This is a genomic window from Ligilactobacillus ruminis ATCC 27782 (genome assembly GCF_000224985.1).
GTDB lineage: Bacteria > Bacillota > Bacilli > Lactobacillales > Lactobacillaceae > Ligilactobacillus > Ligilactobacillus ruminis.
The window spans coordinates 1,461,191-1,488,034 of record NC_015975.1; the positions used below are offsets into that span (position 1 = coordinate 1,461,191).

Genomic DNA, 26,844 nt, shown 5'->3' on the forward strand with positions numbered 1-26,844 from the left:
CATGATGCAATTGCCAAGCTGTTCGCTGTCTATAATTATTAGAACACATTATGTCTATCCATCCCATGACTAAAGTCACGGGATTTCCGGCTAGACATAATCAAATCAAATGAACGCCCTTATCCACGTATAATACGTCTCCGACGACGCCTGTCGAAAGATCGCTCATCAAAAATGCGCACATCCCGCCTATTTGCGACGTTGTCACTGAAACGCAGTCAACTGCGCGATTTTGCGACATATCGAGCAGTTTTGAATGGTCTTTGATGCCCGTAACGGCCAAAGTCTTAACGGCTCCCGCCGAAATCGCATTGACCCTGATTCCTTGCGCACCGAGATCGCGTGCCATATAACGCATTTCAGCCTCAAGAGCAGCTTTTGCGATTCCCATCGTATTGTAGCTTGGAATGGCACGAGTCGAACCCATGTACGTCAAAGTCGCAAGGCTTGCATTTTCATTAAGAAGTTCTTTTTCAACCGCAAACTTTGCAACGGCCAAAAAGGAATAGCTTGAAACGTCCAATGCTTGAGCAAAACCAGCACGAGTGGAATTCAAAATGTTGCCTTCAAGCTCCTGTTTAGGGGCAAATGCAATCGCATGAACAATGCCGTCGATCGTGCCGAAACGTTCCTTGACGATTGAAAAAGCCGCCTGAATGCTTTCATCGCTTGAAACGTCGCATTCAACCAAGCGTTCTTCATCGCCAACAAGTTTGAGCAGACTCTTTTTCAAACGTTCGTTTTGGTACGTGTAAATTAATTGAGCGCCTTGTTCCTGCATGACTGAAGCACAGCCCCATGCAATCGAACGACGATTTGCAACGCCCATCACGAGAATTTTTTTGCCTTCCAACAAATTTCCCACTTTAACTCATCTCTTTCTCTAAAATTTCCGGAAACGCGAATGCCTCTTGCTGAGCAGCTGTTCCGGCGTTAATTTTTCAAGTTTTTGCAGTCTTTCATCTAATACTTTTGCAATTTCGGCAATGGTTTGACGATGGCTACGGTGTTCAGGAATGATTCCTTCAATCACGTCATTTTTAAGCAAAGATGCGGGCGTAAGCTGCATGATTTCACAGGCTTCATCGCTTCTCCTACTGTCTTTCCAAAGAATCGAGGCAAAACCTTCAGGAGACAAAACGGAATACATGCTGTTTTCAAGCATCCAGACCTCGTCTCCGCAAGCAAGGGCCAATGCTCCGCCGCTTCCGCCTTCGCCAAAGATAACCGTGACAAACGGTACTTTCAAGGTTGAAAATTCCAGCAGATTGCGTGCAATCGCTTCACCTTGCCCGTGTTCCTCTGCGCTCCTGCCCGGATATGCACCAGACGTATTGACAAATGCAATCACCGGTCGATTAAATTTTTCTGCCTGTTTTGCCAAACGCAGCGCCTTTTTGTAGCCACCAGGAGACGGGCAGCCGAAATTTTTAGCAATGCGTTCCTTGGGAGAAACGCCTTTATCGGTCGCAATTATCGTCACCGGCTTTTTTTTGAACGTTCCGATGCCGGCTACGATCGCCTGATCATCTTGATAATTGCGATCACCGTGAAATTCGATAAAATCTGCAAACAAGCCCTTTATCAGTTCCGGAGTCGTGATTTTTTCCGGTGCTCTGGACAAGGCAACGATCTGAGCGGCCGTTTTATCTTTTTTTGATTTCAATTACTCACCCGCTCTCTCGTGCATCATCAGAATCTTTTCAAGCAGCTGTTTTTCATCATGCCGTTTGACGATGGCATCAACAAAGCCGTTTTTTTGCAACGTTTCAGCGCTTTGAAGATCATCGGGAATCTTTTGGTGCATCGTTTGCTCAATTACCCGCTTGCCGGCAAAACCGACCAAAGCATGTGGCTCAGCCAAAATAATATCGCCTTGCATCGCATAGCTCGCCGTCACGCCTCCCGTTGTCGGATCCGTCAGCACGCTGACATACAGCAAGCCGCAATCGCCGTGTTTTTTAACTGCTTGGGAAACTTTTGCCATTTGCATCAAAGAAAAAATTCCTTCTTGCATCCTGGCACCGCCAGAGGCCGTAAAAACAACCACCGGAAGTTTTTGTGAAGTCGCGGTTTCAAACAAACGCGTCAATTTTTCGCCGGCTACGGTCCCGAGCGACCCCATTACGAAGTAAGGATCCATGATTCCGAGCGCAAATTTTTGCTTGTTGATTTTTGCGATTCCGCTCAAAACAGATTCATTTATCCCCGAATTTTTCTTTCCCTTGGCAAGCTTTTCGTCATAATCAGGAAAATCCAACGGGTCTGTCGTTTGCAGGTTGCCATCCGTTTCCTCGAATTCATCAACCAGCCATGACAGCCGTTCTTTGGCCCGCATTCGAAAGCCGTAGCTGCATTCCGGACATTCTTTGTAACAGTCAAAATCTTTGTGGTAGATCGGATGTCCGCATTTGGGACATTCGATCCACATCCCGTCAGGAACCTTTGCCATTGCCTTTTTATCAGCCTTGACGTGTCTTTGTCCCAACGTCTTTAATTCATTAAACAGTTGCATTCTTTTCACTTCGCTTCCATTTTGGCAAAAAGACGCGTTCCAAATAATCGGTCGTCGTCTTTCCGCTCAAAAATTCAGGGTCCTCTAAGATTGCCAGATGGAAATCGCGGTTGATCGTGATGCCTGAAATAATCATTTCCGACAACAGGCGTTTGACTTTTTCGACCGCTTCATGGCGATCATGTCCAAGAGCAATCACCTTGGCAATCATCGAATCATAATAAGGAGAAATTTCTGTCCCGGCATAAAGGTCGGAATCGATTCTCATCCCCAGGTTTCCGACCGGGAAGTACAAGTAGTTGATTCTGCCGATCGACGGCATGAAATTTTTAGCAGGATCTTCAGCGTTGATGCGGCATTCGATCGCGCTGCCCAACAGTTTGATGTCTTCTTGCCTGAACGGAAGCGGTTCTCCCGAAGCAACCCTGACTTGTGCCTTGACAAGATCAACGCCTGTCACCATCTCGGTTACGGTATGTTCAACCTGAATTCTGGTATTCATTTCCATAAAATAGAATCTGTGATTCTTGTCCATCAAAAACTCGATTGTTCCGGTATTCCTGTAGTCGATCGCATCGACCGCACGAACCGCAATCTCGCCAAGCTGTTTTCTTTGCTCGGGCGTAACGAGAGAACATGGACTTTCTTCAATCATCTTTTGTTTGTTTCGCTGAATCGAACAGTCGCGTTCCGGGAAATACACGGAATGACCGAATTCGTCTCTGAAGACCTGGACTTCGATATGCTTGACGTTTTCCATGATTTTTTCAAGATACATCCTGGAATCGCCGAATGCGCTCAAAGCTTCACGCCGTGCCTCTTCATAAGCATTCGTAAGCTCTTCTTCATTATTGACCCTTCTGATTCCCTTGCCGCCGCCACCGGCCGCTGCTTTCAGCAAAACCGGGTATCCGACTTTTTCGGCGATTTTTCTGGCTTCTTCAACGTTGTCGATAAAGCCTTCGCTCCCCGGAATAACGGGAACGCCGCTTTGCTGCATCTGGATTCTGGCATTGGCCTTGTTCCCCATCAGTGAAATTGTCTCTGATTTTGGACCAATGAAAGTAATTCCGCAGCTTTCACACATCTCGACAAAACGGCTGTTTTCAGAAAGAAAACCAAATCCGGGGTGAATTGCCTGAGCCCCGGTCCCGATTGCCGCCGCTAAAATATTCTTCATGTTCAAATAAGAATCTTGCGGTTTGGCCGAGCCGACGCAAACGGCCTCATCAGCCAGCTGAACATGCAGGCTCTCACGGTCAACGGTTGAGTAGATTGCCACCGATTTTATCCCGAGCTCTTTTAAAGAGCGAATGATCCGAACCGCAATTTCGCCGCGATTGGCTACTAAAACTTTTGAAAACATCGCTTTACCTACCTCTTGTTATCCGATCATAAACGTCAGCTCCGCGCTGCAGCACTTTTTGCCGTCAATCGTTGCTTCAGCCTTGCCCGTCCCTATGTTGTTTCTGATTTTGTCTAGCGTAACCTCAAGTCTCAGCGTATCGCCGGGACGGACGACCTTTCTGAACCTTGCCTGACGAATGCCGCCAAAATAAGCCGTCTTGCCCTTGAATTCAGGCATCGAAAGCAATGCAACGGCTCCGGTCTGGGCAAGCGCCTCAACGATCAATACGCCAGGCATGACCGGATTGTCAGGAAAATGCCCGTTGAACACTTCTTCATGAATCGTCACGTTGCGCGTTGCGACCGCCTTTTTACCAGGTTCAAGCTCATCGACGCGGTCAATCAAAAGCATCGGATATCGATGAGGGATGATTTTTTGAATTTGTGTTGAATCTAAAACAACCATGCCTATCCCTCCGTAACTTTAAATAATGGCTGATCGAATTCGACAAGATCTTCGTTTTCGACCAGAACTTCAGAAATAACTCCATCAAGGTCGCTTTTGATTTCGGTCATCATTTTCATTGCTTCGATGATGCAGACGATGTCACCCTTGTGAACGCGCATTCCTTCAGTCACATACGGATCTTTGTCCGGTTCTGGTTTAAGATAAATCGTCCCGACCATTGGGGCCCTGATTGCTTTTACGTCATCTTTTTCAGACGCTTCGCTTTTTTCCAAAGCGGAAACGTCCTCAACAGCTTCGATTGCCGGCTTTTCGCTGCTTTCTTTGGCAATCACAGGTTTTTCGAAAGAAACTTCATTCTTGCTTAAATGAATGTGAAACCCCTCGCTGGTGATTTCCAGTTCACGCATGTCAGAACCGTTGAATTCATCCATTAATTTTTGAATATCATTAAAGTCCAACAAAATTATTCACTCCATTTTCTGAACGCCACAACGGCATTGTGCCCGCCAAAGCCTAATGAGTTGCTAATCGCATACTCAAGATCAGGGGCTGATTCTTTATCCTTTGTTACAATGTTAACTTTACACTCTTCGTCTTGAGTCGTCATTCCTATATTGACAGGTAACCTGCCATTTTGCAAGGAAAGAATCGTTGCACAGGCTTCAACTGCACCAGCGGCACCAAGCAGATGCCCCGTCATTGATTTGGTTGAACTGACGGGAACCTGATAATCCTTAAAGACCAGGTTGATTGCCTTGGCTTCGCCGGCATCATTTGCTTTGGTTGCCGTCCCGTGAGCATTGACGTATCCGACGTCTTCCGGCTTGATTCCGGCTTCATCGATTGCCTGCTTCATCGCGCGTGCAGCCCCTTCCCCGGTCGGATCGGGCGCTGTCATGTGATATGCGTCGCAAGTGCTGCCATAACCGACCATTTCGGCAATAATTCTCGCACCACGTGCTTTTGCGTGTTCTAATTCTTCCAAAACAAGACAGCCCGAGCCTTCGCCCATGACAAATCCAGAGCGTTCCTTGTCAAACGGAATTGAAGCCTTGGTCGGATCGACTTGATCAGACAGTGCCGTCAATGCCGCAAAACCGGCAATTCCGATTTCATTTACCGAAGCTTCGGCGCCACCGGTCAGCATTACCTTGGCTCTGCCTTCTTTAATCTGACGATATGCTTCGCCAATCGAATTCGTTCCGGAAGAACAGGCCGTCACGATTGACGTACAGATATTCTTTGCCTTGACTCTAAGCGCAATGTTTCCCGCAGCCATGTTTGCAATCGCTGTCGGAACAAAAAGCGGCGAAACTCGTTTCGGACCTTTTTCATGCATCTTGATGACTTGTTCTTGAATCGTCGTCAGTCCCCCGATGCCTGATCCAAAAATAACCCCCATATCTTCAGATGCGGTATTTTCCTCCGTTATGCCCGCATCCTCAATTGCTTGAAGCGCGGTGTCAACCGCATATTGAGAATAAAGATCCATCCGTTTGGCGGCCTTTTTGCCGACTCTTAACGTTGGATCAAAATTTTTGACCTCACCGGCATTCGTAATCCCCGTTTCGGATGCGTCAAATTTCGTAATAGGAGCAATCCCGAGCTTTCCCGCAAACAGATTTTCCTTAAATTCGACAACATCGTTTCCCAAAGGGTTAACTGTTCCCATTCCGGTAACTACAACTCTTGTCATGGACTAACTCCCTCCTAAATCGTCATTCCGCCGTCAACCGGAATTACCTGGCCCGTAATATAATCATTTTCGGCCAAGAAAACCGCCGTTTCAGCAACTTCTTCAACCTTGCCGAAACGTTCGAGCGGAATGTCTCGCAATGTTTCTTCCTTAACCTTATCGCTTAATACACTGGTCATGTCGCTTTCAATCATTCCCGGCGCAATCGCGTTGCATCTGATGTTGCGCAAAGCACCCTCTTTTGCGCAAGTTTTGGTCAAACCGACTATGCCGGCTTTTGAAGCCGCATAATTTGCCTGACCGATATTTCCGTGCAATCCGACGACTGATGCAAGATTGATAATCGCTCCGCTCTTTTTTTTGTACATTTTCTTCAAAAAAGCACGCGTCATCAAAAACGTTCCGCGCAAATTGACGTTGACAACGGCATCGAAATCTTCGTCTTTCATGCCGATTAAAAGCTTGTCGTTCGTAATCCCGGCATTATTGACCAGAACATCAATCGTTTCAAATGCCTCATAGGCCTCTTTCGTCATCCTCTTGACGTCTTCTGCAACGGAAACGTCTCCAATGATCGTTTTGCAGACGACGTCGTTTGCTTCAATTTTTTTGACCAACTCGTCACTTACGCCGTGACGCCCGTTAACGATAACGTTGGCACCCTTTTTAGCAAATGCTTCCGCACAAGCAGCACCGATGCCTCGAGAAGATCCGGTTACAAAAACCGTTTTTCCTTTAAGATTCATCTTTTTCCTCCTCGTTAAAGCGAAAATTTCTGCATTTTTTCAAGCGTTTCAACCGAGGCGCGTCCAACGTTTCGATCAATTTGCCTGACGAATTTCGACAGCGTCTCGCCGGGTCCGATTTCAATAAAAGTTTCAATTTCACAATCTTTGATCATTTTTTCAACGCAAGCAGCAAAATGTGTTGGCGACATGACTTGTCGCTGCAAAATTTCGGCTGCATTTTCTTTCGTGAACGGAATCTTGTCGGTATTGCTCTCAATGACAAATTCAGGATCCTTGAACGAAACGGCTTTTAAGACTTCGCCAAGTCTTTGAGAAGACGTCCTGAACAAAGGCGTATGAAACGCGCCGTTGACGTTTAACTCGACTACGCGCATTTTGCCTTCCTCAGACAGTTTCTCTGATGCTTTTTTTACGGCTTCATCATCGCCTCCGATGACGACTTGTTTTGGCGAATTATAGTTGGCAATCGAAACCGGCTTTTCGTCCGTCGAAATTTCGGCACAGATTTTTTCAACAAGCTCGACGTCAGGTTTCAAAATTGCAGCCATTGAACTTTGATGACGATCGCAGTCTTCCTGCATGAACTCTGCTCTTTTCGACACGAGTTTCATGCCGGTTTCAAAATCAAGCATTGAAGAAGCAATCAAAGCCGGATATTCGCCAAGCGAAAGTCCGATTCCGCCGACGACGTTCAGATCCGGTGCTGCATTTTTCAAAGCTTTAAAAACCCCGTAAGAAAATGCGCAAAGCGCCGGCTGAACGTACTTCGTCTGCTTGAGCATTTCAGAACTTCCAAAGCACCCCGTCAGATCAAAGCCGCAAATTTCTGAAGCCTGGTCGATCGTTTCGGCAAAGACCGGAATCTTCTCATAGAAATCTTTTCCCATTCCCGGAACTTGTGCGCCTTGTCCGCTGAATAAAAGTCCGACTTTTGTCAAAAAAACACCTCTTAATCCTTTGATTCCAATTGCTTTTGAACATAGTCAACGACATCACCGATCGTTTGAATGCCTTCATCGGCATCAAGCTGAATATCGAAACTGTCTTCAAGTTCGTTCATGATTTCAAAAACATCGAGACTGTCAGCATCAAGATCATCCTTGATATTTGCCGTCAGCACGATTTCTTCTTTGTCGACGTCCAATTGTTCTGCTGCGATTTCTTGTACTTTTGCTAAAACTTCTTCTTTTGTCATGATAATTTCTCCTTAAAATAATGTGTAATTGATTTAAAATTCAGTAGCGAATCACGCAGGCTCCAGCACAAAGGCCACCGCCAAATCCGCAAAGAAGCATCGTTTCACCGCGAACAAGTTCTTTTTGTTCGGAAAGTTCGCTTAAAAGCAGGGGGATGCTGGCCCCTGACGTATTCCCGTATTCCGAAATGTTTTCAGGAAATTTTTCCAACGGCTGATGCAGTTTTTTGGCAATCACTTTGATGATTCGCGCATTTGCCTGATGCAAGACGAAACGATCGATCTGATCCAACCCGAGTCCGCTGTCTTCAACGGCAGCTTTAATCACCGTCGGAACGATTTTGGTCGTAAAATTATAAACCGCTCTGCCGTCCATTTCAAACGGAGTTGCCGTTTTCTTGTTCGATTCGGGCGGAAATTTTGCAAGCGGCAGCGTCTTTTGACATGAAAGCTTATCGCTGTCTTCGCCGAAGCTCTTCAAACTGTAGCCAAGCAAAGCGGAATCTCCGTCAAAATCGCAATTGATCAATGCTCCGGCCGCTCCGTCACCGAACAGGACGCATGTCGTGCGATCGCTCCAGTCAAGCGATTTTGAAAGCACCTCTCCGCCAATTACCAAAGCTTTTTTGGCATGCTTTGAATCAAGCATCGATGCTGCCGTAACCAATGCATATACAAAACCTGAACAAGCAGCTGAGATATCGAAGGCAACCGCATTTTTGGCACCGATTTTGCCTTGAACGATTGCAGCCGTCGAAGGCGTTGCACTGTCAGGAGTCATCGTTGCGACGATAATCAAATCAATTTCCGAAGCCTCCGTCGACGTTTTTGAAAGCAGCTCTTCTGCCGCTTTGGCACAAAGATCGGACGTGTTGTCGCCAAGACTGACTCGTCTGGTTTTAATTCCTGTTCTTTGGCTGATCCATTCATCTGACGTTTCGATAAATTCTGCCAAATCGTCATTTGACACCCGCATTTCGGGAACACTTTTTGCCAATGCCTCAATTTTCAAACGTTTCATTTCTTAAACACCCTGTTCTAAGAATTTTCATTCAGAAAGTCTTCAAGATTTCGAATCGCCTTTTCAACGATTTTCATTTCTTCGGGACTGATATCTTTCAAAAACCCCTCAACCATCTTATGGTGAAATGCATCGTGAGCACGATACATCACTCGCCCCTTTTTGGTCAGTCCGAGTCTGATCACGCGTCTGTCGTCCAATCCGCGGATTCGCTCAACATAACCCTTTTTAACCAATCGGTCAATCGTCGACGTCAAAGTTCCCGGGGTCAGGTGCAGCTCATTTGCAACCTCTGTCGCCGTTTTGTGATCATACATCGAAATGGCGTTGATCGCATGCATTTCCTTGATCGTCAAGTCGTTAAACCTGCTTTTGCGCAGCTCTTTTTCTTCAATCCATAAGATATCACTGTAGATTCGAATTAGGGCATCATTGATATATTGACTGCGTTCATCCATAATTCATACCGCCTATCTTTTTGCTTTCCAAATATTTTGACTATCAAAATAATAACAAATAAAAAGCGGTCTTTCCACTAAATCTTTTCATCCCTGTCATAAACAGCAAACATCAGCTCTGCAGTGCAGGCCTTCTTGCCGTCAACGAGCGCGGCAGCCTTGACGATGCCCATGTTGGACTTCTTCTTTTCCATCACGATGTGAAGCTTCAAGACATCACCAGGGCGAACTACCTTGCGGAATTTTGCCTGATGAATGGCACCCAAATAGGCCGTCTTGTTTTCAAATTCAGGAGATTTCAAAATCAAAATCGACGCTGCCTGAGCAAGCGTTTCAATGATCAAAACTCCAGGCATGACTGGATTATTCGGAAAATGTCCACGGAAAAAGGATTCATTGATCGTTACGTTTTTTGTTGCCGTGATTTCTTCACCAGGAACGAGTTCATCGACATAATCGATGTAACAGATCGGATAGCGATTTGGAATCATGTCCATGATCTCTTGTGCATCCATTACCTTCACGCGTGTCACCTCACTTAATTCAAATTATTTCGAATATCAAACTATTCGATGAATGAATCATATTATATTTAATATTCAGTGTCAAACTAAACTAATTCTACGATTAGAGTTTCCTCAATTTTATATTTGCTCAGTTGCCTCAAAATTTCGCAAAGATGCTTTGACTATTCAAAGTATCATGATAAATACAGTATTGTTATGCATTATTAAGATTCATTTAGAAAAAGTATTGATAGTGAAAAAATTATGGATAAATAAGCTATAATTTAGACAACAGATTCTCGCTTTAGAAAAAAGAATTTTTAAGCTATTTTGATATTCAAAATTCTTATCTGTTTTTAATCAAAAGGGCACTATTGTATATATGTTTTAATTATGAAGTTTATGCGAAAATAGATGTTCATATGTAAACATAGCTCATGATGCAAGACCGGATTTTTTTATCAACGGTCAAAAAATGCTTTTGCAATATACTCTCCCCATAACAGTAGACACCGTAATTTCACAATCCATTGTTTCAATCACGTTTTTTAGTCATAAAAATGATTGTCCCATTTTCATGGACAAAGGGAATTTGGATAAAATATTCTGCCCCTGCACCATGAATGAAACACATTATTAATAAAAAACAGGTTGTCCAGATTAAAGAGTTAAGAAATATGCATTGTCCAAAAACACGGAACGAAAATTTTTAACTTCCAAATTATTGTGAAAAAACATTTTACGGTGTCCTTGACAAGGGGGACAATTCACAAAACGCATGACAAAAAGACCTCGCCTTCTGACAAGACGAGGTCTTTTTGCAACCAAGAATTACTTGGATTCTGATTCAGTTGTTTCTTCTGTTTCAGGTGCTTTTTCTTCTTCAGCAGCTGCTGTCGGTTGGCTTTCAGCCTTCTTAGTCACGCGTGCGATCGCGTTTCTTGAGAAGTCCAGATAAACGCCGTCGCAATCAAGCGTGACAAGCGCTTTTTCCTTATCGATTTCAGAAACGACAGCGTGAAGTCCGCCGATTGTCGTGATTTCATCGCCAGGCTTAAGCTCAGACAACATTTTTTGATGTTGTTGCTGCTGCTTTTTTTGCGGCTTGATCATCATGAAATACATCAAAGCAATCAAAACGACGAACATAACGATTGTTGAAATTGAAGATGACAAATTATTCACTCCTTAGAAAAATACTACAGTACACTGTATCAAAAATAACGAATTTTTTCCAGTCTTTTAATGGCTTTTACCAAAACTTAAAAGTTCTTCGGATTAGCCACGTTCAACCCGTAGCGCTCGAAGAAATCCTGCCTGAATTCGAGCAGATTGTCATCCATAATGGCTTGGCGCACCTGTTTCATCAGATTGAGCAGGAAATAAAGATTATGATAGCTCGTAAGACGCAGTCCAAACGTTTCATCAGCCTTGAACAGATGACGAACGTAAGCACGGGTATAGTTTCGACACGTGTAGCAATTGCAGTTGTCATCAATTGGCGAAAAGTCGCGCGCATATTTTGCGTTTTTAACCACCAAACGGCCGTGCGAAGTCATGCATGTTCCGTTTCTTGCAATTCTCGTCGGCAAAACGCAGTCAAACATGTCGATTCCGCGAATCGCACCGTCGATCAAAGCGTCAGGAGAACCGACGCCCATCAGATAGCGCGGCTTGTTTTCAGGAATGAGCGGCGTCGTGAAATCCAAAACATGATTCATCTCAGCCTTTGATTCGCCAACGGAAAGACCACCGATCGAATATCCCGGAAAATCAAGCGAGACAAGGTCTCTTGCGCTTTGTTCACGAAGTTCCTTGTGACCTCCGCCTTGAATGATTCCGAACAAGGCTTGCGTCTCTGGATTTTCATGAGCGCGGAGCCCGCGTTCGGCCCAACGACTCGTACGTTCGATCGATTTTTTGATGTAGTCGTATGATTCGAAAAACGGCGGACATTCATCAAAACTCATCATGATATCAGATCCAAGGTAATTTTCGATATGAATTGCCTTTTCAGGTGACAAGAAGAGCGGTTCTCCACTCAAATGACTTCTAAAATGAACGCCTTCTTCCGTAATGTTGCGCATTTCAGCCAAGGAAAACACCTGGAATCCGCCCGAATCAGTCAAAATTCCCCGATCCCAGTTCATAAACTTGTGCAGACCGCCGGCTTCTTTGACAAGATCTTCGCCTGGACGAAGCCAAAGGTGATAGGTGTTTGACAAAATCACTCCGGCACCCATTTCTTTAAGTTCCTCTGGCGACATCGACTTGACGGTTGCCTGCGTGCCGACCGGCATGAACATTGGCGTCGGGAAAGTTCCGTGCGGCGTGATCAATTCTCCCAAACGTGCCCCTGTATGCTTTTCTTTTTTAATCAGCCGATATTTGACAGCTGGTTCACTCATATGTTAATTCCTCCGTATCAATAAATAAACATCGCATCGCCAAAACTGAAGAAACGATACTTCTCTGAAACGGCATGGCGATATGCGTTCAAAATATTTTCGCGTCCCGTAAATGATGCAACGAGCATTACCAAAGTCGACTTCGGCAAGTGGAAATTCGTAATGAATGCATCAACGACCTGCCATTTATAGCCTGGTTTGATGAAAATATCAGTCCAACCGCTGTCGGCACGAATTTCACCGTTAAATTTCGTCCCGATCGTTTCAAGCGTTCTGATTGAAGTCGTCCCCGTTGCAACGATGCGGCCGCCGTTTGCTTTGACTTCATTCAACGTTTTAGCGGCATCCTCCGTCAAACGATAGAATTCGCTGTGCATCTTGTGATCTTCGATATTTTTTTCACTGACCGGACGGAACGTGCCAAGACCGACGTGAAGCGTGAGATAAACGAGTTTTACGCCCTTGTCTTCAATTTTTTTTAGTAATTCCTTTGTAAAATGCAGTCCGGCAGTCGGCGCAGCAGCAGAGCCGATTTCTCTTGAATATACCGTCTGATACATTTCAGGGTCGTCAAGCTTTTCCTTGATATAAGGAGGAAGCGGCATTTCTCCTAACTGATCGAGAATTTCCATAAAAATGCCGTCATAATGAAATTCGATCATCCTGCCGCCATGCTCCAGTTCCTCCGTTACGGTTGCAGTCAGCTTGCCGTCGCCAAAAGAAATTTCCGTACCGACTTTTGCACGTTTGGCAGGCTTGACGAGCGTTTCCCAGTTATCTCCGTCAGTATTGTTCAGCAACAAGACTTCAACGTGTCCTCCGGTCTCAGGCTTGACTCCGTAAAGACGGGCCGGCATGACGCGAGAATCGTTCATAACCAGGGCATCTCCCGGATTCAAACGATCGATGACGTTATAAAAATAATCATCCTGATATTTGCCCGTCTTTGAATCAAGCACGAGCAGACGCGATTGATCTCGTTCCTTTAAAGGAGTCTGCGCAATCAATTCCTGCGGCAAATCATAATCAAAGTCTTCAGTCGTTAAGTGTTTTTCTGACAAAATAGTCACCCTTCTCAATTATTATCAATTTTCAAGTTCAAATGCTTGTATGCGAGTGGCGTCACCATGCGACCTCTTGGAGTTCGCTTGATGAAACCGCGCTGCATCAAGTATGGTTCGATCATATCAGCGACCGTTTCCGTTTCTTCGCCGATATTGGCGGCCAAAGTCGCCAGTCCGACCGGACCTCCGCCGTATAATTCGATCATTGTTCTCAAAAGTCTGCGATCCGTGTCATCCAGACCGCACTGGTCGACTCTAAGCAAATCCAGAGCATAGCACACGATCTGCGTATCAATCTCATCTTTATGCGCAACTTCGGCAAAATCTCTCACGCGTTTCAAAAGCCGATTGGCGACGCGCGGAGTCCCGCGCGAACGTCTCGCTATTTCAAACGCTCCGTCAGCACTGATCTGAGCCGCAAAAACAGCTGCTGAACGCTGAACGATCCGCGTCAGCTCATCGTCTTCGTAATAATTCATGTGACCGACGATTCCAAAACGTGCCCTTAGAGGTGCAGAAAGCATTCCGGCTCTCGTGGTTGCCCCGACTAAAGTAAACGGCGGCAACGGAAATCTGACCGGATGAGCCGACGAATCCTGTCCGACGATAATATCGATGTAGAAGTCTTCCATCGCCGAATATAAAATTTCCTCAACGTTTTTGGGAAGACGATGAATCTCATCGATGAACAAAACGTCACCAGGCTCCAGTTCATTCAAAAGCGCCACCAAATCGCCAGGCTTTTCAATTGCCGGACCGGTCGTCGTTTTGATGCCGACCTGCATTTCATTGGCAATGATGCAGGCGAGCGTGGTCTTGCCTAAGCCGGGAGGACCGTATAAAAGAACATGGTCAAGCGATTCTTCCCGTTGTTTCGCTGCTGCAATATAAACGGAAAGTTCGCGTTTGATTTTTTCTTGTCCGATATATGTTTTCAAAGTCTTTGGACGAAGCGTCAAGTCGGCTTGTTCGCTTGCGTCAAGATTTTCTCCCGAAACGATTCGCTTGTCTTCAGTCACATGGACTCCTCCCGTTAAAATTATTTGTTCATCATCAACCGCAACGCTTGTCTCAAATATTCATCGGTTGAATCACCCTTAAAGTCCAACAGCTTCCTGCCGGTCTTTTTGACTTCCGTTTTCGTATACCCTAATGCAAGCAGCGCTTCCAGTGCCTCTTTCAAATATGGGGATGTCTGCTCTGCAACGATTTCCAAATCTTGTTGTCCCTTAAGCGGCTTGCCGCTTTCAAGTCCTCCAAGCTTGCCTTTGAGATCCAAGATGATCTGCTTGGCAGTTTTTTTGCCGATTCCGGGAAACTTGGTCAAGTAAGCATCGTCATCGTTATTGACCGCTGAAACGAACCCGTTGTGATCCTCATTGGCTAAAATCGCAAGTGCGCTCTTCGGCCCAATGCCTGAAACGCTGATCAGTTTCAAAAAAAGCTGTTTTTCATTGAAATCAGAAAAACCATATAGCACGATTTCATTTTCGCGGACAATCTGGTGCAAATAAATTTTTTCCTTTTTAGTTTCGTCTGATTTGAACCTGAACGGATTGGCCACATTGATCAGATAACCGATGCCGTTGTTTTCAACAACGATATATGCGGGAAAAACTTGCGTAATCGTGCCTATCAAATATTCATACATTGCATATCCTCACTTCTAAACTTGCGCATATAATAGTAACATATTTTTGCATTTTTTGCTTATAATTCGTCATTAAATCCCGTTTGATGCGGGTCCTGAATTCTCTTAAACATATGCTCCATGTCCTTTGAAGTAAAATGAACCAAAACAGGCCGTCCGTGCGGACAATTGAACGGATTTTCACACGTTGAAAGTTTTTTGAGCAAAACTTTCGCCTGTTCTTCTTCCAAATGATGATTGGCTTTGATCGAACGTTTGCAACTCATCATGATGGCGGTTTTTTCCCTGAATTTTGCCACTGTCAATTTGTCGTCGTTTAAAAACATGTCAATCATCTCACGCACGATTTCTTCTTCTTCGCCTTGCTTGAACCATGTCGGATGCTGCCTTAAAATATACGTGTTTTTTCCAAAATCTTCCAATTCAATGCCGAGATTTGCAAGCTTATCAAGATTTTCCTCAATTTTTAAAGCATCGGTCGTCGGGTAGGTCAACACGATCGGCACCAGCAGACGCTGCTGATTTGAAGAAACGTTTCCGATTTCAGTCCGGTAATACTCATACTTGCAACGCTCTTGAGCGGCATGCTGGTCAATGATATAAAGTCCGTCTTCTGATTCTGCAAAAAGATACGTTCCGTGCATCTGACCGATATAACGCAATTCCGGAAACCTTTTTTTGGAAGATTCCGCAGAAATTTCCTGGTCTTTTACGGACGTTTTCCTTTGCATGTATTTTTGATCCCAAATCTTCAATTCGGCTTTTTCAAGGTCGGTGCGCTTTGAAATCACGATCGGCCTAACGTCTTTTGCAAGCACGTTTTGCTTTCCATCAAGTTTATCATCAAGACTTTCCCCGACCAAAGCTGCCGTAACTTCAGCCGAAACCGGACCTTTATACTTCGGAGATTTCTCCAACAGGTCTGTCTGCTCGCCTGAAAATCCGGTTCGCTTAGAATGATTGAGATTTTTAACGGCATTCGGAATCAGATTTTCCTGTGACAAACGTGCAAAAATTCCTTCAGAAATCAATTTTTCAAGCTGAGGTTCCTTGCTGATTCTGACTTCCTGCTTCGTCGGATGGACGTTGACGTCACAAAGAAGCGGATCAAGCCTGATATTGATGACAGCATAAGGAAAGCGCCCGACCATCAGCTTTGATCCGTAGCCGTTCAAAACTGCCTTTGTCAGCTTGAAATTTCTGATATAGCGTCCGTTGATCATCAGACTGATGCCGTTTCTGTTCGACCGCGTCAATTCCGGATATGACACCATTCCGTCTACTTCAAAATCCAGGTCTTTGGCATTAAAATAAATCATCTTTGCTGCTGACTTCACCCCGTAAATTGCGCTGAAAGTCTGCTTTTGATTTCCGTTCCCGGCTGTTTTGAGCAGAGTCTTGCCATTATTTTTCAAAACAAATGCCACGTCCGAATGGCTCAAAGCCAGGCGATTCACAATATCCGAAACGTGCGAAAGCTCCGTCGCAAGCGAGCTAAGGTATTTCAAACGAGCCGGCGTGTTGAAAAACAGATCGCTGACGGTTATCTGCGTTCCGTTTCTGAGCTGACTTGCATCGTTTGAAACGATTTTTCCGCCCTTGATATGAATCGTCGTTCCAGTTTCATCGCCTGCATGAGCGGTCATCAAAACAACGTCCGAAACGGATGCGATTGAAGGCAGGGCCTCGCCGCGAAAACCTAACGTGGCCACCCTGAAAAGATCTTCTCGACTGGTGATTTTGCTCGTGGCATGCCGTTTAAACGCCGTTTCGACATCGTCTGCCTCGATTCCTTCACCGTCATCAGTCACTCTGATCATTTCAAGGCCTGCCTCTTTTGTTTCAATCGTAATCTGTGCCGCTTTGGCATCAAGGGCATTTTCAACCAGTTCTTTTACAACCGAAGCCGGTCTTTCAACGACCTCGCCTGCGGCAATTTGATCTGCCAAAACGGCAGACAGTTCGTGAATCTCTGCCATTCGTCATCCCTTCTTCAATTCTTGCTGCCATTTGTGAACCATCAGCATCACATCCATCGGCGTTAAAGACATCAAGTCCGCTTTTTCCAATTCTGAAACGATCTTTGACTGTTTCCTGCCTGTTTTTGTGCTTTCCTTTTTTTCAGCCGGTTCTTTGAAAAGCGAAAGCTGAACGTCTCCTTCAGAAACGCTGAGTTCCTCAATCGGCTCGGTTTTGGTCGTCTTTTGAGTTTCCGCGTGCGTTTCAGAAGTACTTTCAAGCTTCTTCAAGATTACATCGGCCCGTTCAAGCAGCTTTTCCGGCATTCCGGCAAGTTTTGCAACGTGAATCCCGTATGAACGATCGGCCGGACCTTTCTTCATTTTGTGCAGAAAAACAAGCTCACCGTTTTTTTCGACGGCTCCGACATGAATGTTCTCCAGATGCTCAAGTTCTTCGTCAAGCACGGTCAATTCATGATAATGCGTCGAAAACAGCGTTTTAGCCTGCACGTTGTCATGAACGTATTCGATAATTGCCTGAGCCAACGCCATGCCGTCGTAAGTTGCCGTTCCGCGTCCGATTTCATCAAATAATAACAAGCTGTTCTTTGAAGCGTTTTGCAAAGCTTCATTCGTCTCTTTCATTTCGACCATAAACGTCGATTCACCTGAAATCAAATCATCGGCTGCACCGATGCGAGTAAAAATCTGGTCAAAAATCGGCATCTTTGCTTCCTTTGCAGGTACGAAGCAGCCGATCTGAGCCATGATTACCGTCAAAGCCAGCTGTCGCATATACGTGCTCTTGCCTGACATGTTGGGTCCGGTAATCAGCAAAATATCGCGTCCTTCCGGCATTGAAACATCATTCGGCACATAGCTTTGCTTGCCCAAAACGCGTTCAACGACGGGATGCCACCCTGCTTTGATTTCAAGATCGTGACTGTCTGAAACAAGCGTCGGACAAACAAAATGGTTATCTTCGCTGACGCTTGCGAAACTTTGCAGGCAATCGAGCTCGGCAATGGCTGCTGCAAGTTTTTGCAGCCTCTCAATCTGCTTTTTGACCTTTTCCCTGACTTCGACGAACAAACGATATTCCAGTTCAAACGTCTTGCTTTCCGCTCCAAGAATCAGTGCCTCTTTTTCTTTTAATTCGGGCGTGATGAATCTTTCGGCATTGACCAGAGTCTGCTTTCTTTCATATCGACCTTCAGGAAGTTTCGCTACGTTTGCTTTCGAGACTTCGATATAATAGCCAAATACACGGTTGAACCCGATTTTGAGGTTATGAATGCCAGTTTTTTCACGCTCGCTTGCTTCCAGTTCAGCCAGCCATTGCTTGCCGTTTTTCATTGCATCCGTGTATTTATCAAGCTCTTCATTGTATCCAGGCTTGATCACGCCGCCTTCCGTCACCGAAATCGGCGGTTCTTCATCAATTGACCGATCCAAAAGCTCAAAGACGTCTTCGACAGGATCAAGGCGCGCTAAAATCCCGTCATAGATTCCGTGCTCGTTGAGCTCTTCCAAAACGTACCTGATCTGCGGAACGTGGGCAAGAGATGTCTTGAGCTGAATCAGATCTCGTCCGTTGACGTTTCCAAAAGCGATGCGTCCTGCCAGTCGTTCAATGTCATAAACCTGTTTTAACTCATCCTGCAGACTTGAACGTTCAAAATAATGTTCCAACTGATCGTTGACGATCAGTTGACGCTCCTTGATTTGTGCCGGATTGATTAAAGGACGAGAGATCCACTGTTTTAAAAGTCTGGCACCCATGGCCGTTTTGGTTTCGTCCAACAGCCACAAGAGCGTGCCGGATTTTTTCCCGGTCCGTGCGTTTTGCAAAAGCTCAAGATTTTGTTTTGCATAACGATCCAGTTTCAAAAAATACGCCGGTTCATAGTGAACGGCTTTTTGAAGATGCGCAAGCGTTCTTTTCTGGGTCTTTTTCACGTACGTCAGCAGATGATTCAAAACTTCTTTTTCAAGATCCGATTCAACGTCTTGAACTGCATATGATAGTTCTGACGCCGGTTCAACGCTTTCTTGACTGGAAACAAGCACGCGAAGCTTCTTGATTTTTTCAACCGTTTTTTCAGAAACGCTTTCATCAATCACGATTTCCTTTGTTTTCAAACTGATCATTTCATTGAGCAGACTGTCGTCATCTTCTAAAATAGAACATCTCAACTCACCGGTTGAAAGATCGGCATAAGCAAACCCATATTTTCCGTCTTGTTCATGAAGTGCGGTCAGATAGTTGTTTTCCCCCGCTTCTCCGGTTCGCATGTCAATATTTGTCCCAGGGGTCACCAACTGGATGACCTCTCGCTTGACCATGCCCTTTGCCAGTTTTGGATCCTCCATCTGTTCACAGATTGCGACCTTGTATCCCTTGTCGATCAGGATATCAATATAGTTTTGCACGGCATGGTGCGGGACGCCGCACATCGGGATCGGATTTTTTGATTTCTTGTTTCTCGTTGTCAAAGTAAGCTCAAGCAATTGTGCGCCTTTGACCGCATCCTCATTGAACATTTCATAAAAATCGCCTAATCGGTAAAACAAAAAAGCATCCGGATACTGTTCTTTAATTTCCAAATACTGTTTCATCATCGGTGTTTCAGTTTGAGTTTTAGCCATTAAAAATCCTCCGTCCGTTTTTACTGGAAAAACGGATGATCGTCATTAATCAAAATGGGGGTAATCCGTTTTGCTTTATTAGAACGATCATCCAAATCAATCACACAAGCGCCAAGCGTCTGACGCCCATCTTCGTCAACTTCAAACCGCGTCGGCATCTGCGTCAGAAAACGCTCGATCACGTTTTTTCGTTTCATCCCCAAAATACCGTCATAAGGACCGGTCATACCGACGTCAGAAAGATATGCTGTTCCGTTCGGCAAAATTCTTGCATCATTGGTCTGAACATGAGTATGAGTACCGATTACGGCTGAAACTCGTCCGTCAAAATACCATGAGAAGGCTTCTTTTTCGCTCGTCGTTTCTCCGTGAAAGTCAACAAAAACGTAGTCGACACAAATCTTGTCCAAAAGTTTTTCCATTTCCGCAAACGGATCGTCTGAAGGGTTCATAAATACTCTCCCCTGAACGTTGACGACAGCAATTTTCTTGTCATTGACCCGTTGAATCATCCAACCTTTTCCCGGAACTTTTCCTTTTGAAAAATTCAGCGGTCGAATCAAATTCTTGGCATCTGAAATAAAATGTTGAATTTCAAGGTTGTCCCAAGTATGATTTCCCATCGTAATCACGTCGGCTCCGGCCTTCATCAGTCTTTTATAAAATATTTCATTAATTCCGCGACCCCTTGTCGCATTTTCACCGTTTACGATGGTCAGCTGCGGTCGATACTTGCGTTTCAACTGCGGTAAATATTCTTCAAGCATTTTCGTGCCTGAGGTTCCAACGACGTCGCCAACAAAAATAACTCGCATCTAAAATACGTTCCCTTCTAACGTCATTTTGACTGTACAGATACTTTTATCTTAACATTAATCACCATTCAAAAAAAGTGGTGCTAAAAGATCCGGGGGAAAACTCATCCCGAAATTAAAAAGAGGATGAGAAAAAGTCCGTTCATCTCTTGAATTAAATAAAATGTCGAACGAAGGCAGTCAATTTTCGCTTGAATCCGTAAGACGTTTCTTTAATTTTTTGCGTAAAAAACCATTCTTTAAAAGCAACGATGCTCAATAAATTCCGCCAAGATCTCACTCAAATTTACGGACAATCCATTTTTTATCGATGTGTCCGTAAACGGCAGTGATTTTGTCAAATGCAGCGCCTGATAAATCAGCACACCGAGCTCTCAGTCAAATTTATCGCCAAACTATTTTTGGTTATTTCCATCACGAAAGGCGATTGTCATGCATACGCAAAAAAACCGGATGATTTGCAATCAATTGCAAATCTGATCCGGTTTTTTAATTTGAGGCATAATTTTTCCCGGCCTCAAGGAATTCGCATTCAAAAAATCGAATTACAAAGCAAAAAGGTTTTTGGAAAAATTCCAAAAACCATAAATTATCTTTCTTCAATCATAACTAATCTTCAGCAGCATCAATTGCCTCTAAAATAACCCCCAAGTTATCGCGCTGAAGTTCTACGCTTCTAAGTTTCTCATCGTAAGCAGATTGCAGATGTTGAGTACGACCGCCGTCATGCAGCTTGGCACAAACGCTGCTGAGTTCAGCAGCTTTCTTTTCCGCAACTTGGTAATCGTTTAAAATATCAAGCTTGTTGCCCATGATAAAAGCCTCCTAAAAACATATAAAAGTCTTAACTTGAACAATTTAACACTTTTATCCTTATTTGTTAACCCCTTTCTGTTACGTTTCTGTTACAAATTGGTTACTTTGTTTCGATGGAAACTAAGCTGACATATCTTTGCAAATTAACAAATAGTTATTATAATTTTCAAATTATACTCATGAAATATGAGGGTTACAGTTGCGAGTGCGAACGTTTTCATGTATAATTAATCTAATTGGTATCAATTTAATTAATACCATTTTTAAAAGGAGGTTCCTTTGGCACTCAAATATCAAGAAGTCGCACTGAATTTAGCCGACAAAATTAAAGCCCATGAATATGATAAAAAGCTGCCGAGCGAAGGAAAACTGATGGAAGAGTATTCCGTCAGTCGCAATACGATTCGCAATGCTTTAAACGTTCTTTACAATCAGGGACTTTTGCGCAGAATTCAAGGAAGCGGCTATTTCATCAATCACCCGCTTCATAATCAGGCAAACATTGTCAACATGGCCAACAAAAACGGTCTGCACGACTTAGAGGAAAAAGATGCGATTCTAAGCGAAATTTTGGTTTTTGAAACGATTCTTGCCGGCGAAACGATCGGAAGCTATCTTAAAATCGATCCAAAAGATCCCGTTTATCACATCAAGCGCATCAGAAGACGCAAAGATGAACTCGTCAGCCTGGAAGAATCATTTTACAGAAAAGACGTTGTTCCTTATCTGACGGAAGAAATCTGCAACGAATCAATCTCTGCATTTATCAAGAAACACTTCCAGGTTACGAGCAAAACAGCTGACGAGTACATGTCGCTTCACCGCTTGAACGAAGAAGAAGCCGAGCTGACCGGAAAAGACGTTGGCAGTTCTGCCTTCATGATTGAAGAAATCAACTGTCAAAAAAACGAGCAGCCCTATGACTACTCAAAGACGCTGTATTTCTTGCCGGATTTAACGTTTTACAGCCATATTAGCAATTACTTGGATTAATAAAAAACCTTGTCGAAAAACGACAAGGCTTTTTATTAGCACTTACTTTTTTTGCTTTTCAGTTCCATTACGTCGCGCGCAATCATCAATTCTTCATTTGTCGGAATCTTCATCATCGTAATCGCTGAATCTTCACCGGAAATAACGGTTGCGCCGTCTTGCTCTTCATTTTTCTCATTATCGATCGTAATGTTCATGAAACTGAGTCTTTCCATGATCATCTTTCGGATGACGGCAGAATTTTCGCCAATTCCGGCTGTGAACACGATTCCGTCGATTCCGCCCATCTCAAAATAATACTGTCCGATATATTTGACGATATCCTTGACAAAAATATCGATTGCAAGACGTGCGCGATGCTTGGCATGGGATACCGCCAAAATGTCGCGCATATCGGATGAAACTCCTGAAATTCCAGCAAGCCCGGATTTCTTGTTCAAAGTATAGACCATCTCGCTGATCGAATTGATTCCAAGCTTATCCATGACAAAAGCAATCATCGAAACATCAACGTCACCGGAACGCGTGGCCATCGTCACGCCGGTCAGCGGCGTGAATCCCATTGACGTATCAAACGATTTGCCATTCTTGATTGCGCAAAGAGAAGACCCTGCCCCAAGGTGACACGTCACGAGCTTTAAATCTTTTAATGGACGCCCCATCAATTTGGCAGCCTCGCCCGCAACGTAGCGGTGACTGGTTCCGTGCGCTCCGTAACGTCTGACGCCGAGTTTTTCGTACCATTCATAGGGAACGCTGTACAAAAAGTTCTCTTCCGGCATCGTTTGGTGAAATGCAGTATCGAAAACCACGACAGAACAAGCATCGGGCAACATTTCCTTAAACGCCTGAATCCCGATCAAATTGGCCGGATTGTGCAAAGGTGCCAGTTCTGTAATGTTCTTTATTTTTTGAATGACTTCATCCGTCACGACGACTGATTTTGAGAAGTACTCGCCACCGGCAACAACGCGGTGACCAACCCCCGTAATTTCAGAATATTTCTCGATGATTCCTAAACTTATCAACAGCTCCATCAGGTTATTGACCGCTTCTCCATGATTTTTGACGGTTCCCTGATGCTTATAGACTTTGCCGTTTCCATACTTGATCGTCGTTTGAGATCCAGGAATCGCAATCCGCTCGATTAAACCGGAAGCAATTACCTCTTCGGACGGCATTTCAAAAAGTTTGAATTTTAAACTGGAGCTGCCAGAATTAACTGCTAAGACCTTATCCATAATGTTAGCGTCCCCCTTTTGTTAAGAAATTCACTATCTCTACTATAACAAATTTTCGGCCGCTTGACACACTGAATTTGTGAAAAAATTCACTGATTTTTTGAATTAGCGTTTTCGCTAAAAAAAGGGACCTGACCTTCTTCATTTTTGTTAAATTCTCGCTATTGGACTGGTTATTTAGACAAAACCTCGTTAAAATAGTATAGAGAGAATGGAGGAACAATGATGGATCATCAACAACAATTAATTGACTGGATTTCACATGATAAAAATTTCACGGAAATTTTCAATATTCTTGACAGATATCATTTGACAGAGGCAACGCTGTGTGCGGGCTCAATTCGCGAACTCGTTTGGAATAAACTGGAAAACAAGCCTTCTTCTATTTTGCGAAACAACCTTGATGTCTACTACAACGATCCCGGCGAATCATACGAACATTACCTGACGATTCAAAGCACGCTTAATCAGCGTCATTCCAAGTATCTTTGGGACTTGCGAAATATTCGTTTAAAAAAGCGTCACTCTGACAAGTCTCCTGATGGTTCAACGATTGAAGCAGCAATTGCCAATTTCCCTGAAAAATGCAGTGCGGTCGGCGTTTCACGCGAATTAGGCGGAAGCTACTCGATAATTGCTCCCTATGGACTGGACTATTTGTTCACTGAAACGATCGTCCCTACCGGAGCAATTGATGAACTTGCATTCAAGCGCCGAATCGAACGAAAAAAATGGCTGACAAATTTTCAAAATTCGAAATTAGGCTAACTTGCCGATTGACGGTCGCACTTGCCCGTAACCCCGACTTAATCAGGCGATGCACAGTGCTGAATTTAGCAAAAAATCAATCATTTACTAAGAAAAAATCCGCGCCGCCATGAAGTGCCCTATAATTGTTAGACAAAGTAGTCTAATGATTGTGGGGTATTTTTATGGCCAAGTACAGTTATTTGAAGACATTACTGCATTTCAAATGATGGTTCAAGACTATATCCATTTCTTTAATTACGAACGGGTTTCTTTAAAAACAAAAGGCATGACTCCGGTAGAGTACCGAAATCATGCCCTGACAGCTTAATTGTTTAATTTTGTCTAACTTTTTTATTGCACTTCAATGATGGCACGGATTTTAATCATTATTCGGTTGCGTACGGGCTCATAAGCGCTCGCTTCCACACCTTGTCTTAATCGGGTTCCAGCTCGCATTCCCCCTATCGCAACCAAGGACTTCCTAGACGAGACGAGCTCGCCTTCGGTCGCCCAATGCTTGCGTACGGGCTCATAAGCGCTCGCTTCCACACCTTGTCTTAATCGGGTTTCGCCTCACAACCCCCTTGTCCCAAGCACCCTTGCTCGGGCAAGACAAGCTTACCCGTCGCAAGCGCAACTTGGATACGCGGGGGCTGACCGTTCGGCTCCACACCTTGCCTTAATCAGGCTCAGACCAGCAACAAGGCTCATGATAAGTTCGTGCCGCGTCGTGACTTCGCTTGCGCTGATCACTCGCGCCCCTCCTTATCTACCGCCTTGTTGAGCGGCTGGTCTTCACACCTTGCTAATTACGCCACTTATTCGCCTTTACATATTTGAATTCGCTTGCCTTGCTGAACAAATCCGGCAAATCATCACCGATAATCAATGCATCAACGTTTTCTTTTGGCATAAAGCCCGTTTCGGCAGAATGCTTCAAAAAATTAATCAAATCATTATAATAGCCATCAATGTTTACCAAGATAATCGGTTTTTGAACAATCCCTAATTGAAACCACGAATACGTTTGAAAAAACTCTTCCATCGTTCCAAGTCCACCCGGAAATACTACGAAGCAATCAGACAATTCAATCATCTGCTTTTTTCTGTCGGACATGTCGGATACGTGAATCAGTTCCGTTTGACCCACCGGATCAATCGCATGATCTTCCAAAATCTCAGGAATTATGCCGATAACCTTCCCGTTTCTTTTTGAAACGTCTTCATAAAGCATGCCCATAAGCCCCAGACGCCCGCCTCCATAGACAAGCGTATCGTCATTTTTAACAAGGTACTCGGCCAAAGTCTTCAATGCTTGCTGCGTTTTTGAATCTGCTCCTGCATTTGACCCGCAAAAAACACAGACTTTTTTATTTGCTAAAACTGACATGTCATATTCCCCCTTTAATGATGATACAATTATTCTAACATTTCCGAGACAAAGCAAAAACCCCGTTTCATTTCTGAAACGAGGCTTTTTTATGCCGATTCGTAATTGACCTTGGACCAGTCAATCGCCAAATCACTCATTTTACGCATTTCATCAATCTCTTCCGACGTGAATTCTGCACGATATTCATCATCAGCATCCGATTTGCTGCCAAAATGAAACTTAGCCAAAAATTCGCCCTTTAATGCCAACAAGTAAGCATTGTCGTCATCAGGTATGACGTGAACATATTTCTTTTCCGTTTCGCCATCCCCTAAATATGTAAAACGAGGGTTGCTCATCAAATCAATCAAAATTCTGACGAAAGGAACATTAAATTCGCTATTTGCGCCCTCTATGTATTGCTTGACCGCCTCACAGATGAAATCGCTTACCAAATCCTCTGCCGGAAAATCATCCCCATACAAAGAATCGTGAAACCTTCCCTTCGGATAAAAGAAATTGAAATAGTTGCTCTCCTCTGGCTGAACTCCTAAACCAACCTCTTTGAATCCTTTTACCGTCGTGCAGTATGCTAAACCTTCCAACGGTGCGATCAATTTCTGAATCTTACCTTTTGACCAGGCATGGTTGACAAAATCATAAGCTTCATTAACATATTTCACCAATAACACCTCTCATAACCTGTTAATATCAGCATAGCACAGATTGAGCAAATTCAGACGAATTTAACCATTAAATTCCGACTTTTTTCATAAAAATATCTAATATCCAATCACATATAATAGAAAGCTAATGCAAACGTTGTAGTCTGAAGTTATTTATCCAAAAAACTTATTCGCAATTTGTTAAGCAGCCGGTCTTCGCACCTTTATTCATACAAAAAAATTCAGATACCCTTCTAAAGCATCTGAATCTCTCAAAAATTATAATTGCTGTCAATTCTCAGTCGAAAACACAAAACAACAATCTGCTTTTCAACTATCTTAACAGCAGCGTCTTGTCCCTAAGGACCACTATGCCGCTGGCAGGAGTCGAACCTGTACTTGGAAACCCAAACAACGACCTGAACGTTGCGCGTCTGCCAATTCCGCCACAGCGGCATCTGATAAGTGACTACTCTTATCATTATACACTTTAACCCAAATTA

The 26,844-nt window shown here is 44.1% G+C and carries 28 protein-coding genes and 1 tRNA gene; 3 read left to right on the forward strand and 26 right to left on the reverse strand.

The window, feature by feature from the left end; translation table 11 throughout:
• Window positions 1–100: 100 nt before the first annotated feature.
• The 22 genes from fabI to LRC_RS07395 form a co-directional block, all read right to left on the reverse strand.
• Window positions 101–865 (reverse strand): enoyl-ACP reductase FabI, encoded by a 765-nt coding sequence (gene fabI / locus LRC_RS07290; protein ID WP_014073814.1) that lies wholly within the window; start codon window positions 863–865, stop codon window positions 101–103.
• Window positions 866–883: 18 nt separating this feature from the next.
• Window positions 884–1,666, reverse strand: a complete 783-nt coding sequence (accA, locus tag LRC_RS07295; protein ID WP_014073815.1) for an acetyl-CoA carboxylase carboxyltransferase subunit alpha — start codon at window positions 1,664–1,666, stop codon at window positions 884–886.
• Window positions 1,667–2,515, reverse strand: a complete 849-nt coding sequence (accD, locus tag LRC_RS07300) for an acetyl-CoA carboxylase, carboxyltransferase subunit beta (protein ID WP_014073816.1) — start codon at window positions 2,513–2,515, stop codon at window positions 1,667–1,669.
• Window positions 2,502–3,881: an acetyl-CoA carboxylase biotin carboxylase subunit gene (gene accC, locus LRC_RS07305; protein WP_014073817.1), complete on the reverse strand. Its 1,380-nt coding sequence runs from the start codon at window positions 3,879–3,881 to the stop codon at window positions 2,502–2,504. The genes accD and accC overlap by 14 nt, the downstream gene beginning before the upstream one ends.
• 18 nt (window positions 3,882–3,899) lie before the next feature.
• Window positions 3,900–4,328 (reverse strand): 3-hydroxyacyl-ACP dehydratase FabZ, encoded by a 429-nt coding sequence (gene fabZ, locus LRC_RS07310; protein ID WP_014073818.1) that lies wholly within the window; start codon window positions 4,326–4,328, stop codon window positions 3,900–3,902.
• A gap of 2 nt (window positions 4,329–4,330) precedes the next feature.
• Window positions 4,331–4,792 carry an acetyl-CoA carboxylase biotin carboxyl carrier protein gene (gene accB / locus LRC_RS07315; RefSeq protein WP_014073819.1) on the reverse strand — a complete coding sequence of 154 codons (462 nt, stop codon included), beginning with the start codon at window positions 4,790–4,792 and terminating at the stop codon, window positions 4,331–4,333.
• A gap of 2 nt (window positions 4,793–4,794) precedes the next feature.
• On the reverse strand, window positions 4,795–6,027 hold the full coding sequence (fabF, locus tag LRC_RS07320; RefSeq protein WP_014073820.1) for a beta-ketoacyl-ACP synthase II: 1,233 nt from the start codon (window positions 6,025–6,027) through the stop codon (window positions 4,795–4,797).
• A 14-nt stretch (window positions 6,028–6,041) separates the two neighbouring features.
• The gene (gene fabG / locus LRC_RS07325; protein WP_014073821.1) at window positions 6,042–6,773 is read right to left on the reverse strand and encodes a 3-oxoacyl-[acyl-carrier-protein] reductase; all 732 of its coding nucleotides are present in this window, start codon (window positions 6,771–6,773) and stop codon (window positions 6,042–6,044) included.
• Between the two features lie 14 nt (window positions 6,774–6,787).
• Window positions 6,788–7,714: an ACP S-malonyltransferase gene (locus tag LRC_RS07330; RefSeq protein ID WP_014073822.1), complete on the reverse strand. Its 927-nt coding sequence runs from the start codon at window positions 7,712–7,714 to the stop codon at window positions 6,788–6,790.
• An 11-nt stretch (window positions 7,715–7,725) separates the two neighbouring features.
• Complete coding sequence (locus LRC_RS07335; RefSeq protein WP_003698835.1) at window positions 7,726–7,971, reverse strand: acyl carrier protein; 246 nt, start codon at window positions 7,969–7,971, stop codon at window positions 7,726–7,728.
• A gap of 40 nt (window positions 7,972–8,011) precedes the next feature.
• Window positions 8,012–8,992: a beta-ketoacyl-ACP synthase III gene (locus LRC_RS07340; protein WP_014073823.1), complete on the reverse strand. Its 981-nt coding sequence runs from the start codon at window positions 8,990–8,992 to the stop codon at window positions 8,012–8,014.
• A 17-nt stretch (window positions 8,993–9,009) separates the two neighbouring features.
• Window positions 9,010–9,450 (reverse strand): MarR family winged helix-turn-helix transcriptional regulator, encoded by a 441-nt coding sequence (locus tag LRC_RS07345; RefSeq protein ID WP_014073824.1) that lies wholly within the window; start codon window positions 9,448–9,450, stop codon window positions 9,010–9,012.
• A 77-nt stretch (window positions 9,451–9,527) separates the two neighbouring features.
• On the reverse strand, window positions 9,528–9,974 hold the full coding sequence (gene fabZ, locus LRC_RS07350; RefSeq protein ID WP_014073825.1) for a 3-hydroxyacyl-ACP dehydratase FabZ: 447 nt from the start codon (window positions 9,972–9,974) through the stop codon (window positions 9,528–9,530).
• Between the two features lie 813 nt (window positions 9,975–10,787).
• Window positions 10,788–11,132, reverse strand: a complete 345-nt coding sequence (yajC, locus tag LRC_RS07355) for a preprotein translocase subunit YajC (protein WP_041820047.1) — start codon at window positions 11,130–11,132, stop codon at window positions 10,788–10,790.
• An 86-nt stretch (window positions 11,133–11,218) separates the two neighbouring features.
• The gene (gene tgt, locus LRC_RS07360) at window positions 11,219–12,364 is read right to left on the reverse strand and encodes a tRNA guanosine(34) transglycosylase Tgt (protein ID WP_014073827.1); all 1,146 of its coding nucleotides are present in this window, start codon (window positions 12,362–12,364) and stop codon (window positions 11,219–11,221) included.
• 17 nt (window positions 12,365–12,381) lie between these two features.
• Complete coding sequence (queA, locus tag LRC_RS07365) at window positions 12,382–13,425, reverse strand: tRNA preQ1(34) S-adenosylmethionine ribosyltransferase-isomerase QueA (protein ID WP_041820049.1); 1,044 nt, start codon at window positions 13,423–13,425, stop codon at window positions 12,382–12,384.
• Between the two features lie 14 nt (window positions 13,426–13,439).
• Window positions 13,440–14,447: a Holliday junction branch migration DNA helicase RuvB gene (gene ruvB / locus LRC_RS07370; protein WP_014073829.1), complete on the reverse strand. Its 1,008-nt coding sequence runs from the start codon at window positions 14,445–14,447 to the stop codon at window positions 13,440–13,442.
• 20 nt (window positions 14,448–14,467) lie between these two features.
• Window positions 14,468–15,079 (reverse strand): Holliday junction branch migration protein RuvA, encoded by a 612-nt coding sequence (gene ruvA, locus LRC_RS07375; protein WP_014073830.1) that lies wholly within the window; start codon window positions 15,077–15,079, stop codon window positions 14,468–14,470.
• Between the two features lie 59 nt (window positions 15,080–15,138).
• On the reverse strand, window positions 15,139–17,058 hold the full coding sequence (mutL, locus tag LRC_RS07380) for a DNA mismatch repair endonuclease MutL (RefSeq protein WP_014073831.1): 1,920 nt from the start codon (window positions 17,056–17,058) through the stop codon (window positions 15,139–15,141).
• A gap of 3 nt (window positions 17,059–17,061) precedes the next feature.
• Window positions 17,062–19,689, reverse strand: coding sequence for a DNA mismatch repair protein MutS (gene mutS, locus LRC_RS07385; RefSeq protein WP_014073832.1), 2,628 nt, complete (start codon window positions 19,687–19,689; stop codon window positions 17,062–17,064).
• Window positions 19,690–19,709: 20 nt separating this feature from the next.
• Window positions 19,710–20,504: a TIGR00282 family metallophosphoesterase gene (locus LRC_RS07390; RefSeq protein ID WP_014073833.1), complete on the reverse strand. Its 795-nt coding sequence runs from the start codon at window positions 20,502–20,504 to the stop codon at window positions 19,710–19,712.
• A 609-nt stretch (window positions 20,505–21,113) separates the two neighbouring features.
• Window positions 21,114–21,317 carry a hypothetical protein gene (locus LRC_RS07395; RefSeq protein WP_014073834.1) on the reverse strand — a complete coding sequence of 68 codons (204 nt, stop codon included), beginning with the start codon at window positions 21,315–21,317 and terminating at the stop codon, window positions 21,114–21,116.
• Between the two features lie 282 nt (window positions 21,318–21,599).
• Here LRC_RS07395 and LRC_RS07400 point away from each other — a divergent pair, with 282 nt between their 5' ends.
• Window positions 21,600–22,313, forward strand: a complete 714-nt coding sequence (locus LRC_RS07400) for a GntR family transcriptional regulator (protein WP_014073835.1) — start codon at window positions 21,600–21,602, stop codon at window positions 22,311–22,313.
• 35 nt (window positions 22,314–22,348) lie between these two features.
• Here LRC_RS07400 and LRC_RS07405 read toward each other — a convergent pair whose 3' ends face one another.
• Window positions 22,349–23,554, reverse strand: a complete 1,206-nt coding sequence (locus LRC_RS07405) for an acetate/propionate family kinase (RefSeq protein WP_014073836.1) — start codon at window positions 23,552–23,554, stop codon at window positions 22,349–22,351.
• A gap of 225 nt (window positions 23,555–23,779) precedes the next feature.
• On the opposite strand from LRC_RS07405, the gene LRC_RS07410 reads away from it, so the two are divergent.
• Together LRC_RS07410 and LRC_RS12290 are read left to right on the forward strand one after the other, a co-directional pair.
• Window positions 23,780–24,322 (forward strand): nucleotidyltransferase family protein, encoded by a 543-nt coding sequence (locus tag LRC_RS07410; RefSeq protein ID WP_014073837.1) that lies wholly within the window; start codon window positions 23,780–23,782, stop codon window positions 24,320–24,322.
• 145 nt (window positions 24,323–24,467) lie between these two features.
• Window positions 24,468–24,632, forward strand: coding sequence for an IS3 family transposase (locus LRC_RS12290; protein WP_014073838.1), 165 nt, complete (start codon window positions 24,468–24,470; stop codon window positions 24,630–24,632).
• A 477-nt stretch (window positions 24,633–25,109) separates the two neighbouring features.
• Here the strand turns inward: LRC_RS12290 and LRC_RS07420 are convergent, their stop codons facing one another.
• From LRC_RS07420 to LRC_RS07430, 3 genes are all read right to left on the reverse strand, one after another.
• Entirely contained in the window at window positions 25,110–25,694 is a 585-nt protein-coding gene (locus LRC_RS07420) for an LOG family protein (protein ID WP_014073839.1), read from the reverse strand.
• A gap of 89 nt (window positions 25,695–25,783) precedes the next feature.
• Entirely contained in the window at window positions 25,784–26,359 is a 576-nt protein-coding gene (locus LRC_RS07425) for a hypothetical protein (protein ID WP_014073840.1), read from the reverse strand.
• Window positions 26,360–26,713: 354 nt separating this feature from the next.
• Window positions 26,714–26,797, reverse strand: a tRNA-Leu gene (locus tag LRC_RS07430).
• Window positions 26,798–26,844: the final 47 nt, after the last annotated feature.